The sequence below is a fragment of the Nocardioides sp. NPDC059952 genome, assembly GCF_042730435.1.
Taxonomy (GTDB): Bacteria; Actinomycetota; Actinomycetes; order Propionibacteriales; family Nocardioidaceae; genus Nocardioides.
Window position 1 is genome coordinate 1 of sequence record NZ_JBHWLY010000115.1, and the last position, 11,777, is coordinate 11,777.

13 protein-coding genes are annotated in these 11,777 nt (G+C 70.8%); 4 read left to right on the forward strand and 9 right to left on the reverse strand.

Annotated features, from left to right (window positions below):
* Positions 1-70: 70 nt before the first annotated feature.
* From ACFV9G_RS28755 to ACFV9G_RS28770, 4 genes are all read right to left on the reverse strand, one after another.
* Entirely contained in the window at positions 71-499 is a 429-nt protein-coding gene (locus tag ACFV9G_RS28755; RefSeq protein WP_378732694.1) for a MazG nucleotide pyrophosphohydrolase domain-containing protein, read from the reverse strand.
* Positions 496-1,077: an NUDIX hydrolase family protein gene (locus tag ACFV9G_RS28760; RefSeq protein ID WP_141803230.1), complete on the reverse strand. Its 582-nt coding sequence runs from the start codon at positions 1,075-1,077 to the stop codon at positions 496-498. Before ACFV9G_RS28760 ends, ACFV9G_RS28755 begins: the two co-directional genes overlap by 4 nt.
* A 60-nt stretch (positions 1,078-1,137) precedes the next feature.
* A complete protein-coding gene (locus ACFV9G_RS28765; RefSeq protein ID WP_378732697.1) occupies positions 1,138-1,533 on the reverse strand; it encodes a hypothetical protein in 396 nt (131 codons plus the stop codon).
* 82 nt (positions 1,534-1,615) lie between these two features.
* Positions 1,616-2,656, reverse strand: coding sequence for an alpha/beta fold hydrolase (locus ACFV9G_RS28770; RefSeq protein ID WP_378732699.1), 1,041 nt, complete (start codon positions 2,654-2,656; stop codon positions 1,616-1,618).
* Positions 2,657-2,699: 43 nt separating this feature from the next.
* On the opposite strand from ACFV9G_RS28770, the gene ACFV9G_RS28775 reads away from it, so the two are divergent.
* The gene (locus ACFV9G_RS28775; RefSeq protein ID WP_378732701.1) at positions 2,700-3,077 is read left to right on the forward strand and encodes a hypothetical protein; all 378 of its coding nucleotides are present in this window, start codon (positions 2,700-2,702) and stop codon (positions 3,075-3,077) included.
* A gap of 7 nt (positions 3,078-3,084) precedes the next feature.
* On the opposite strand, the gene ACFV9G_RS28780 is transcribed toward ACFV9G_RS28775, so the two are convergent.
* Genes ACFV9G_RS28780 through mfd form a run of 3 tightly spaced genes read right to left on the reverse strand, consistent with a single transcriptional unit; the run spans position 3,085 to position 7,688 of the window.
* Positions 3,085-3,537 carry a hypothetical protein gene (locus ACFV9G_RS28780; protein ID WP_378732703.1) on the reverse strand — a complete coding sequence of 151 codons (453 nt, stop codon included), beginning with the start codon at positions 3,535-3,537 and terminating at the stop codon, positions 3,085-3,087.
* Complete coding sequence (locus ACFV9G_RS28785; RefSeq protein ID WP_378732705.1) at positions 3,497-4,114, reverse strand: MarR family transcriptional regulator; 618 nt, start codon at positions 4,112-4,114, stop codon at positions 3,497-3,499. The genes ACFV9G_RS28780 and ACFV9G_RS28785 overlap by 41 nt, the downstream gene beginning before the upstream one ends.
* A gap of 58 nt (positions 4,115-4,172) precedes the next feature.
* Complete coding sequence (gene mfd, locus ACFV9G_RS28790) at positions 4,173-7,688, reverse strand: transcription-repair coupling factor (RefSeq protein ID WP_378732717.1); 3,516 nt, start codon at positions 7,686-7,688, stop codon at positions 4,173-4,175.
* A 187-nt stretch (positions 7,689-7,875) separates the two neighbouring features.
* Between mfd and ACFV9G_RS28795 the strand changes: the two genes are divergently transcribed.
* On the forward strand, positions 7,876-8,886 hold the full coding sequence (locus ACFV9G_RS28795; RefSeq protein WP_378732707.1) for an aldo/keto reductase: 1,011 nt from the start codon (positions 7,876-7,878) through the stop codon (positions 8,884-8,886).
* Here the strand turns inward: ACFV9G_RS28795 and ACFV9G_RS28800 are convergent.
* Positions 8,843-9,286, reverse strand: coding sequence for a MerR family transcriptional regulator (locus ACFV9G_RS28800; RefSeq protein WP_378732709.1), 444 nt, complete (start codon positions 9,284-9,286; stop codon positions 8,843-8,845). The two genes, ACFV9G_RS28795 and ACFV9G_RS28800, sit on opposite strands and share 44 nt — an antisense overlap.
* A gap of 50 nt (positions 9,287-9,336) precedes the next feature.
* Positions 9,337-10,107 (reverse strand): SDR family NAD(P)-dependent oxidoreductase, encoded by a 771-nt coding sequence (locus ACFV9G_RS28805; RefSeq protein WP_378732711.1) that lies wholly within the window; start codon positions 10,105-10,107, stop codon positions 9,337-9,339.
* 67 nt (positions 10,108-10,174) lie between these two features.
* Between ACFV9G_RS28805 and ACFV9G_RS28810 the strand changes: the two genes are divergently transcribed.
* Positions 10,175-10,768, forward strand: coding sequence for a TetR/AcrR family transcriptional regulator (locus tag ACFV9G_RS28810; protein WP_378732713.1), 594 nt, complete (start codon positions 10,175-10,177; stop codon positions 10,766-10,768).
* 8 nt (positions 10,769-10,776) lie between these two features.
* Positions 10,777-11,655 carry a M15 family metallopeptidase gene (locus ACFV9G_RS28815; RefSeq protein ID WP_378732715.1) on the forward strand — a complete coding sequence of 293 codons (879 nt, stop codon included), beginning with the start codon at positions 10,777-10,779 and terminating at the stop codon, positions 11,653-11,655.
* Positions 11,656-11,777: the final 122 nt, after the last annotated feature.

Genomic DNA, 11,777 nt, shown 5'->3' on the forward strand with positions numbered 1-11,777 from the left:
CCCGTCGGCCGAGACGGCACCGAGGTGACGTGTCGGCCGACGTAGCTGACGCCTCGGCCGACGTACGTGCCTATTCGGCGGGGTGGGCGCGCTCGGCGGCCTTGGCGGCCGACCAGAGCTGCTCGACCTCTTCGAGGGTGTAGCGGCGGCCGGAGGCGGCCTCGGGGCCGAAGACGTGCGGGTTGCGGCGCTTCATCTTGGCGGTGAGGCCGGCGATGACGTCGTCCATGGTGAACTCGCCGGCCTCCTCCGCGATGGCGGCGTGGAAGTAGACCTGGAGCAGGAGGTCGCCGAGCTCCTCCTTGAGGTGCTCGGGGTCGGCCTCGTCGATGGCCTCGAGCACCTCGTCGGACTCCTCGCGCAGATACTGCGCCAACGACGCGTGGGTCTGCGACGACTTCCACACGCAGCGCTCACGCATCAGCCGCATCAGGTCGAGGAACTCGACGAGCCCCTCGCCTGATGCGTACGTCCTGCCCTCGTCGTCGGCTGGGCTCAATCCAGGGCCCCGAACGCGCTCAGGCACTGCCGCAGCAGCGCGCCGCGGCCGCCCTCCATGTCACCGACGACGGCGTCGGAGGCGGCCTCGGCCGGGGTCATCCAGGACAGCTCCAAGGCATCCTGGCGCGGCTCGCACTCGCCGGTCACGGGGATGACGTAGACCAGCGAGACCGCGTGCTGGCGCGGGTCCTGATAGCGCTCGCCGGGCCACGGGAAGTATTCGGCGACCGTCACCGGCACCGTGGTCAGCGGCAGGGTCGGGAAGGCGACCGGGCCGAGGTCCTTCTCCAGGTTGCGCATCAGGGCGTCGCGGATCCGCTCGCCGTGCAGCACGCGGCCGGAGACCAGCGACCGGGTGATCGTCCCGGTCGTGGGTGAGCCGCGCAGCAGCAGCCCGACCTCGGTGACCCGGCCGTCGGGGTCGACCCGCACCGGGACCGCCTCCACATAGAGGATGGGCACGCGCCCGCGGGTCTCGCCCAGCTCCTCCTCGGAGAGCCACCCGGGCTCGGTGTCCCACTCGTTGCCGAAGGGCTCCTCAGGGAAGGACTGCTCGCCGAAAGCCTCCATCGTCATGCGTCGATCCTGCCAGACACGGGCGTACGTCATGGAGCAACGGCGCCGCAGTGTGGACTCTCACCGACGCAGGAGAAGGAAGCTGTCGGTCTTGAACGCCTTCTCGGCCATCCACCAGGAGAAGCTGTCGTAGTAGGGGCGCGCCTCGTCGCGGCCGAGGATCCGCGGCTGAGTGGCGGCGTGGTCGCGGCCCTTCCAGGTGATCGTGCACTCACCGGCCGCCAGCACGTTGCGGACCCAGTTGGTACCGGCACCCCACGGGAGCGTGATCACGAACGCGTCCTCGGTGTGCAGCAGTGCGACCGGGAGGCTCAGGTCGCGGCCGGTCTTGCGGCCCCGGTGGTGCACCACTGCCCACAGCGGGAACAGGCGGCGTCCGGCCAGGGTCCGCATCATCGGAGCGGTCGCCTTCGCCATCCGCCAGGAGTCGTTGCTGGGAGTGATCGTCGTCGTCATGCTCCCCACTGTGCCGGGGGTCGCGGGGTCGTCGCTTCCCGGACAGTGGGCAGTCCGGATGCGGGTTCCCGTCAGTGTTCCCTCAGTCGGCGCCGTTGCGGATCGCCCAGGCGGTGGCCTCGGCGCGGCTGCGTACGCCGAGCTTGCGGTAGAGGTTGGCGGCATGTCGCTCGACGGTGTGCTCGGTGATGCCGAGGTCTCGGGCGATCGAGGCATTGGTACGTCCCGTGGCGATCAGCCGCAGCACGTCGTGCTCGCGCGTGGTCAGCGCCGACGCCGGTCCCGAGCCGGCCGCGGACCCGCGGTGCACCTCACCGGTCAGGAACCAGCGGCTCGCCATCGCGAGATCCTGGGCACCTCCCTCGACGAACAGCGTCGGCGTACTGCCTTCGAGCTCGACCAGGCGCCCGTCGCGGAGGCCGTCGGCCAGGCGCCGGGACACCTCGACCGGGATCTGGCTCGCCGCCTGCCGGTGCAGCACGAGCGTCGGTGCCATCACCTGGTCGAGCAGCTCGCTGACGTCCATCCGGGCGGCCTCCGCGAACCAGTCACGGGCGACCGCGGGCGTCGCGGCGGTGCGGAACGCCTCGGCGACACGGCCGGCGTTCTCGCCCGACCCCCACCCCAGCCAGGCGGTCGCGGCGGCATCGGCGAAGAGGTCCCAGTCCTGCTCGACCAGCGAGAGCAGCGCCTGCGTCTGCGCCGGGCTCATCGCCTCGCGCATCCGAGCCGCACCGCCGAACAGGAGCATCCGGTCGACGCGTTGCGGGTTGGCCGCTGCGTACGCCACCGCGGTCGTGACCGCGTGGTAGTAGCCGAGCAGATTGACCCGGTCGGCGCCGACCGCCTCGATGACGGCTTCCAGGTCGCGGACGTGCGCTTCGAGACCGATGTCGCCGGCCCGGCGGTCGGAGGAGCCGGTGCCGCGGCCGTCGTAGAGCACGAGCGTCAGATCCTGGCTCAGCCGCTCGTAGGCCATCCGCAGCGCGGGCACCCGCCACTGCGCCCGGATGTTGCTGAGCGAGGGCATCCAGATCGTCACCGGCCCGCTCCCGACGGCCTGGTAGGCGATCGCGATGTCGTCGCTGGTCTGCGCGTAGCGCACCTCTGGCTCGCCGGTCACACGCTCATTCTTGCGCCTGGGTCGTCCCAGTAGCGTCGTTGCCATGAACCGAGTCCTCCTCATCGGGCTGGCGCCCGAGGCAGTCGACCTCTCCGACGCACCGATCGACCTGGCCACGCTGAAGGAGCGGATCGCCGTCGGCAACGCGCAGGTCGCCGATGCCGGCTACGACGCGCTCTCCTGCGAGATCGGCACCGACGTCTCCTCCGCGTCCGAGCAGGTGCGCGAGGCCCTCGCGAAGGGGGCCTGGGACATCGTCATGATCGGCGGCGGGATCCGGGCGATGCCTGCCCATACCGAGCTCTTCGAGGCCCTCGTCAACCTGGTCCACGAGCTCGCCCCCGGGACCCGGTTCGCCTTCAACGCCGGCCCCGACACCACCCTGGCGGCACTTCGGCGCGCGGCCGACGGGCGGCGCTGACCCGGCCTCAGGTCGCGAGCCGCTCCACGGCGGAGTCGTAGAGGGTCCGGGCCGCCTCGGCGGCCGCGTCGGCGGCGGCGATGGTCACCGGCTTGCCGAGGTAGTTGTTGGCGTTGCGGTCCAGGCGCATCACGTCGTAGTGCGCGGCCGCGTCCCGCGGTGGCGGGGTGTCGAAGATGGCGGCCAGGAACCTGCCGACCTTCACATGGCCACCGGCGCCGTACGTCGTCTTGTAGCCGTAGCCCGCGAGGACCGCCTCGCCGACGTCGTGCGCGGCCTTGTAGGCGAGGTTGTAGCGGTTCTCGGTCCTGGTGACGTTGGGCACGTCGGCGAGGGCCGACTCCGCGCCGGCGAGGAAGGCCCGAGCCTTCTTCTCGTCGGGCCTCACCGCGCGCAGCACGCCGGAGCGTACGAGTGCGTCAACCGTCTTCTGCTGTGCCGGCGTCAGCGGCAGGGCCATCCGGTCCTCCTCCGTAGATCTCGATCACCGGGTTCGCCCGGACCTCCTCGAGGAAGCCGGTCTGCTCCTCGGCCTCCTCCGGGCTCAGGATCGTCGGGTTGACGATCCTCCCGACGCTGTCGGAGACCTCCCGGCAGACCCGGTAGACCGCCGATGCGTCCGGCGTGCCGATCACCATGAGGTCGATGTCGTTCGGCGGCGGCCCGGGCTCGCCTTTCGCGCGGGCGGCGAACGAGCCGAAGAGGAAGGCCCGCTCGATGCCGTCGATGCCCTCGAGCGCCTCCTGGAGCAGCACCACCGGACCGGTCACCGTCAGCAGGATCTCCCGCGTCGGCGCGAGCAGCGGACTCTGCTCGTTGCCCTTCACGAGCCTGGTCCGACCCACGCGACGGTCGACGAGCAGCCCGGCGTCGAGCAGCCGCGCGACCTCGCGATGGACCGTCGGATAGGGCAGCCCGGCCCGTTCGGCGAGGTCGGTCATGCTCATCTCCTCGGCCGGGAGCAACAGCTCCGAGAGCAGCAGCGCCTGCGCCTCCGACCGAAACAGAGGCGCGAGCAGCGGAGCTGAACTTCTCACAAAATGGATAATAACCTCCATTTTGTGGATATGGAACCCCGGAACCTTCCCGAGTCGGTCAGGTGAGCGGGTCGATGATCGCGTCGATGACGACCCGGGCCCAGTCGAGGAGGTCGGGGCCGTCGAGGGGTTTGGCGGGGAAGCCCGAGGAGACCGGGCGCGGGACCATGATGGTGTCCAGCTGCGGCTTGACCAGGGACTTCGGGTACATCCGGTTGAGCCGGACGACGCGGGAGTCGGGCAGCGAGACCGGGTGGAAGCGTACGTTCTTGCCGGCCAGGGTGACCTCGGAGACGCCGGCCTGGCGGGCACGGGCGCGGAAGCGGGCGACCTGGAGCAGCGAGGAGACCTCCGCGGGCGGCTTGCCGTAGCGGTCGAGGAGCTCGGCGGCGACGGCCTCGACATCCTCGTCGGAGCGGACCTCGGCCAGACGCTTGTAGATCTCCAGCCGCAGCCGCTCCGAGGGGATGTAGTCGTGGGGCAGGTGGGCGTCGACGGGGAGCTCGATGCGTACCTCGTTGAGCTCCTCGGCGGCGCCGTCGGGACCGGCCTTGAACTCGGCCACGGCCTCGCCGACGAGGCGTACGTAGAGGTCGAAGCCGACATCCGCGATGTGACCGGACTGCTCGCCGCCGAGCAGGTTGCCGGCGCCGCGGATCTCGAGGTCCTTCATCGCGATCGCCATGCCGCCACCGAGGTCGGAGTGCTGCGCCAGGGTGGCGAGCCGCTCGTGGGCGGTCTCGGTCAGCGGCTTCTCGCCGGGGTAGAGGAAGTAGGCGTACGCCCGCTCGCGGGAGCGGCCGACGCGGCCACGGAGCTGGTGGAGCTGCGACAGGCCCAGGGTGTCGGCGCGCTCGATGATCATCGTGTTGGCATTGGACACGTCCAACCCCGACTCGACCAGCGTGGTGCACACCAGCACGTCGAACTCCTTCTCCCAGAAGTCGACCATCACCTGCTCGAGCTGCTTCTCGTTCATCTGGCCGTGGGCGACCGCGACCCGCGCCTCGGGCACCAGCTCGCGGATCCGGGCGGCCGCCTTCTCGATCGAGTTGACCCGGTTGTGGATGTAGAAGACCTGACCCTCGCGGAGCAGCTCACGCCGCACCGCGGCGACGATCTGACGGTCCTCGTAGGCGCCGACGTACGTCAGGACCGGGTGTCGCTCCTCGGGCGGCGTGGTGATCGTGGACATCTCCCGGATGCCGGTGATCGACATCTCCAGGGTGCGCGGGATCGGGGTCGCGGACATGGACAGGAAGTCGACGGAGGTGCGCAGGCGCTTCATCGCCTCCTTGTGCTCGACGCCGAAGCGCTGCTCCTCGTCGACGATGATCATGCCGAGGTCCTTGAACCGGATGTCCTTGTTGAACAGGCGGTGGGTGCCGACCACGATGTCGATGGTGCCGTCGGCGAGGCCGGCCATGACCTCGGCAGCCTCCTTGTCGGTCTGGAACCGGGACAGGCCGCGTACGTTGACCGGGAACCCCGACATCCGCTCCATGAAGGTCGACAGGTGCTGGGAGACCAGCAGCGTCGTCGGCACCAGCACGGCGACCTGCTTGCCGTCCTGGACCGCCTTGAACGCCGCTCGCACCGCGATCTCGGTCTTGCCGTAGCCGACGTCGCCGCAGACCAGCCGGTCCATCGGGGTGGGCCGCATCATGTCGGACTTCACCTCGTCGATGACGGCGAGCTGGTCGGCGGTCTCCTGGAACGGGAAGGCGTCCTCGAGCTCGCGCTGCCAGGGGTTGTCGGGGCCGAACTGGAAGCCCTTGGTCGCCTGCCGCGCGGCGTAGAGCTTGATCAGCTCGGCGGCGATCTCACGGACCGCCTTGCGCGCGCGGGCCTTCCGCTTCTGCCAGTCGGCGCCGCCGAGCCGGTCGAGGCTCGGCTGCTCGCCACCGACGTACCTGGTGACCTGGTCGAGGGCGTCGGCCGGGACGTAGAGCCGGTCGGCCGGCCCGCCGCGCTTGCTGGCGCCGTATTCGAGCACGAGGTATTCGCGGGTCGCGCCCTGCACCTCGCGCTGCTTCATCTCGATGAACTGGCCGACGCCGTGCTGCTCGTGGACGACGTAGTCGCCGGGCTTGAGCTCGAGCGGGTCGATCTGCTTCTTGCGCCGCGCGGGCATCTTGACCATGTCGCGCGTGGACGACTTCTGGCCGGAGATGTCCTCGCCGGTGAGCACGACCAGCTGGCTGGCCTCGTCGAGGAAGCCGTGGGTCAGGCGGGCGTGGATGACGGTAACGGTCTTGTGGACCGGCTTGGCGTCCTCCGGGTCGCCCTCTGCCAGGCGAGCCTGGATGTCGCGCTCCCCCAGCGCCTCGACCGTACGCTGCGCCGTGCCGTGGGCAGGCTGGACGACGACCACGCGGTAGCTGTCGTCGCGCCAGCTCTCGATGTCGGCCAGAGCGGCGGCGGTGTCACCGCGGTAGGCCTTCGCGGGCTGCCAGTCGATCTTGCGGACCGGGACCCCGACGACGTCCGGATCGGTGAGATCGGACTCGCCGGCGTCGAGGCCGAAAGGGCTGACCGACCACCACGGCTTGCCCTGCGAGATCGCGTGGGCGCGTACGTCGGCGAGATCGCGGTAGGAGGCAGCGGAGAGGTCGATCGGGGCGACTCCGCCGCTGGCCGCGGCCGCCCAGGAGGCACCGAGGAACTCCTCGGCCGTGGCGACCAGGTCGTGGGCGCGGCTGCGGATCCGCTCGGGGTCGAGCAGCAGGACGTGGCTGTCCTCCGGGATCAGGTCGAGCAGCAGCTCCATGTCGTCGACGAGCGCGGGCGCGAGCGACTCCATGCCGTCGACCGCGATACCGGCGGCGATCTTGTCGGTGAGCTCGATCAGGGTGGGGTGGGCCTCGCCCAGCTTTCGCGCCCGGTCGCGGACCTCCGGGGTGAGCAGGAGCTCGCGGCACGGCGGCGCCCAGAGGCGTTCGGTGGCCCCACCGTGCTCCTCGGCGATGGCGCGCTGGTCGGCGACCGCGAAGTGGCGGATCGAGTCGACCTCGTCGCCCCAGAACTCCACGCGGACCGGGTGCTCCTCGGTCGGCGGGAAGACGTCGACGATGCCGCCGCGGACCGCGAACTCACCGCGCTTCTCGACCAGGTCGACGCGAGAGTAGGCCGCGTCGGCGAGCTTCACGACGACGTCGTCCAGCGCCGCATCCTGACCCTTGATCAGCTCCACCGGCTCCAGGTCGCCGAGGCCCTTGACCTGCGGCTGCAGCACGCTGCGGACCGGGGCGACGACCACCTTCAGCGGGCCGTACACACCGTCGGCGTCGGGGTGGCGCAGCCGCCGGAGAACGGCGAGCCGGCGTCCGACGGTGTCGCTGCGCGGGGAGAGCCGCTCGTGCGGCAGCGTCTCCCAGCTCGGGTAGTAGGCGACCGAGTCGGTGGGCAGCAGGTCGGTCAGGTCGTTGACCAGATCCTCGGCCTCGCGCGAGGTCGCGGTGACCGCGAGGACGGTGCGCTCCTGGCGTACGAGACCGGCGACCACGAACGGGCGCAGGGCCTCGGGGCCGGTGACGTCGAGCGCGAGCATCCGGCCGCCCTTGGCCTCCGCCATCACCTCGCTCAGGGCGGCATCGCGCAGGACGAGATCGGCGAGCGGGGCGAGGATCACGGGTGACTCCAAAATGGCAGGCAAGCACGAGAGCCCCCGGCCGGGAAGACAGGGGGTGCTGGCTCCAGTCTAGGAGACGTGTGTAAAGACGTTTGACTTCGAGCGCGCGCGAGGTCCGAGCGTGGGTCGCATGAGATACACGACCATCGGATCAGGCGCCGGGTCCCGGCGCGTCAGCAAGCTCGCGCTCGGTGTGATGCGGTTCGGGACGGACACGGACGTCTCGACCTCCTACGACATCCTCGACCGCTTCGTCGAGGCCGGCGGCAGCTTCGTCGACACCTCCAACAACTACGCCTACTGGGCCAACGGCACCCAGGGCGGCGAGAGCGAGACCACGCTCGGGCAGTGGCGCCGTGACCGCGGGATCGGCGACGAGCTCGTCATCGCCACCAAGGTCGGCGCGCGGCCCACCGACGTCGTCGAACGCGTCGAGAACGGCTGGGAGAACCAGCGGACCCGGCGCTGGGAAGGGCTGGCACCGGAGAACGTACGCGAGCAGGCCGACCGCTCCCGCGAACGCCTCGGCGTCGAGCGCCTCGACCTCTACTACGCGCACGTGCCGGACATGAACGGCGTGCCGCTCGAGGAGTACGCCGCCGGCTTCGCCGCCCTCGTCAAGGACGGTGTCATCGGCCAGTTCGGGCTGAGCAACCACTGGTCCTGGCAGGTCGAGCGGGCGCGGGCGGCCAACCCGGAGGAGGCACGGCCGAGCGTGCTGCAGTACCACCACACCTACCTGCGTCCGCGGACGGACATCCCCGACCCACGGCTCTCCGTCGACGGCGAGATCGGCGTGGCCGACGCCTCGCTGCTCGCCTACCTGCGGGCGACGCCGGGGCTGACGCTGGTGGCCTACACGCCGCTGCTCACCGGCGCCTACACGAATCCTTCGAAGTCGCTCGATCCCGCCTACGACCACCCCGGGACGGCCGCGCGGCTCGCGGTGCTCGACGAGGTCGCCGCCGAGACCGGCGCGACCCGCAACCAGGTCGTGCTGGCCTGGATGCTCGGTGACAGCCTTCCGGTGATCCCGCTGGTCGGGGCGTCCTCGGTGGCTCAGCTCGACGAGAGCCTGGCCGCGGTCGACCTGGAGCTCAGCGAGGAGCAGAGGGCTCGGCTCGACGCTGCTGGGCGATGAGCTCGGCATCAGGGTCGGTCTCGCCCACGGCAGCGGCGTAGTAGGCGACCTTGAACTCGATCGCATCGAGATGGGCGGCCGTCTCGGCCAGCTGCGCGCGCACCCGGTCGCGGTGTGCGCGCAGCAGCTCCAGGCGGGTCTCCTCGTTGCCCTCCCCTGCCCGGACCATCTCGGCATAGCGGCGGATCTCCCGGATCGGCATCCCGGTCGAGCGCAGCCGGGTGATCAGCGTGATCCAGCCGAGGTCGCCCTCGGTGTAGGCGCGGTGGCCCGACCCGTTGCGGCCGACCCCGAGCATCAGCCCGTCACGCTCGTAGTAGCGCAAGGTGTGCGCGGTCAGGCCGGTCCGATCGGCCACCTCGGCGATGCTGAGCCCGTTGCTCTGTGCCTGCGACGTCATGGCTCCAGTGTCCCGGTTGGAGTGCACTCGAAGTCAAGCGTCGAGACAGGTCAGAGAGCCGAGCCGCCGGTCACGTCGAGCGTCTCTCCGGTGACCCAGCGCGCCTGGGGTGAGGCGAGGAAACCGACGGCGTCGGCGACGTCCTCCGGCGTGCCGATCCGGCCGAACACCGAGAGCGCGTCGGCCTGCGCCCGCGGGCCGGGCAGGTTGATCCAGTCGGCGTTGATGTCGGTCTCGATCACGCCCGGAAGGACCGCGTTGACCGTCACCCCACGTGCGGCGAGCGGCACGGCCAGGGAGCGGGTGAGGTTGTTGATGCCGGCCTTCGAGGCTGCGTACGTCAGGTGGGTCGGCGCCGCCACCCGGGTGTAGCCGGTCGACACGTTGATCACCCGGCCGCCGTCGCGCAGCCGCGGCGCGAGCGCCTGGGTCAGGAACATCGGCGCGATCAGGTTGACCTCGAGGACGCGGCGGGCGGTGTCCGGGTCGAGCTCGTGGAGCTCCTGGTTGCCGTTGATGCCGGCGTTGTTGACGAGGATGTCGAAGCCGCCGTCCTCGTCGGACGCCGTCGCGTCGAGCACGGCTTCCGTCCAGGCCTCGGCGGTGTCGGCGGCGGCCCGCGCGCCGTCCTTGCCCAGGTCCGCCTCGATCAGGACCGCCCGCGCCCCGGCCGACTCGACGAGCCTCGCGCTCTCCTCGGCGGCCGCGCGATTCGAGCCGTAGTGGATGCCCAGCAGGCCGATGCCGTCGGCGGCGAGACGTACGGCGATGGCGCGGCCGATCCCGCGCGAGGCTCCGGTGACGAGGGCGTTGCGGGTCATCTCGAGCTCATTTCTGTAGTGGTCGCTAAATAAACAGACACGAGATAATGTAGGGATCACTATGGAAATGCGCAAGGCCTCCCGCGGACGACCGCGCTCCTTCGACGAGAACGCGGTGCTCGACGCCGCGATGCGGGCCTTCTGGGAGCACGGCTACGAAGGCACGAGCGTTGCGACGCTCGAGGCCGCGACCGGGCTGAGGGCGCCGAGCCTCTACGGGGCGTTCGGCTCCAAGGAGGCGCTCTACCAGTCGGCGCTCGAGCGCTACGCGAGCGAGCACGGCGCGGTGCTGCGGCCCGACGGTCCGGCCCGCGAGGCCATCTCGGAGTTCCTGCTCGAGGCGGCCGACCGGTTCAGCGAGGGCGGGCTGCCACCGGGCTGCATGATCTCCACGGCCGCGCTCGGGGTGGGCGCCGCTCAGCGCGGGGTCGCCACCCGACCCGCCAGGATGCGAGCGCAGACGCTGGACGGGATCGAGCAGCGGCTGCGACGGGCGGTCGACCAGGGTGAGCTGCCCGACACGACCGACGTCGCCGCCCTCGCCCGCCTCGTCGGCGCCGTGATCCAGGGGATGTCGGTGCAGGCCATCGACGGGGCCGCTCGGACGGACCTGCGTGCGCTCGCCACGGTCGCGATGAGCGCCTGGCCCACAGAGGGTTGAATGGAGCGGTGAGAACCGGGACGTACGCCGCCACCCTGGCGCTCCTCGCGCTCGCGCTCACCGCCTGTGGCGGTGGAGCGCCCGACGCCCGTCCCTCGTCGACGCCCAGCGCGGAGACGTCGGTCTCGGCGGAGCCGTCACCCAGCGACGTACCTTCGTCTTCTCCGGCCGCCCCGAAGCCGGGGTCGGTTCCGCCGCCGTGGCTCGGGACGCGGGTCCTGAAGGAGGACGCGGAGGGGTACGGGATCGCCGGGCCCACGCCGAAGGAGCTGCGCAACCGGGCGTGGACGCTGCCGGACGTGATGCCGATGCTGCCCGGTGACGGCTTCACGGCCGAGGTCGACATCGCACCGGACGACGTGATCGCGCGCTCGACCTGGGTTCCGGGATGCCCGGTCTCGCGGCGGGAGCTGGCCTGGGTGCGGATGACGTTCTGGGGCTTCGACGGCGACCGTCACACCGGCGAGATGCTGATCAACGCCCGGGTCGCCGAGGACGTCGTCGGCGTCTTCCGGAAGCTCTACGAGGCGAGATTCCCGATCGAGCAGATGGACATCGCCACGAAGGCGTCCCTGGACGCTCCGCCGACCGGCGACGGCAACGGCACCGGCGGCTTCGTCTGCCGCCCCGCGGTCGGCCAGACCTCGTTCTCCCAGCACGCCTACGGCCTGGCGATCGACATCAACACCTTCCAGAACCCGTACGTCAAGGGCGACCGCGTCATCCCCGAGCTCGCCCGCTGGTATCTCGACCGTGACCGGCAGGCGCCCGGGATGATCCACCCGGACGACGTCGTCGTCCAGGCTTTCGCGTCCATCGGCTGGGGCTGGGGCGGCGACTGGAACTCACTGAAGGACTACCAGCACTTCAGCGAGAACGGCACCTGAAGCCCGGCACCGCTGGTCGAGCCGCCAACCCCCGCTGGTCGAGCCGCGAGGCCGCCTGCGGCCGAGCGTGTCGAGACCAACACGGTGCGATCGAGCGCGGAGCTCACCGTGTTGGTCTCGAC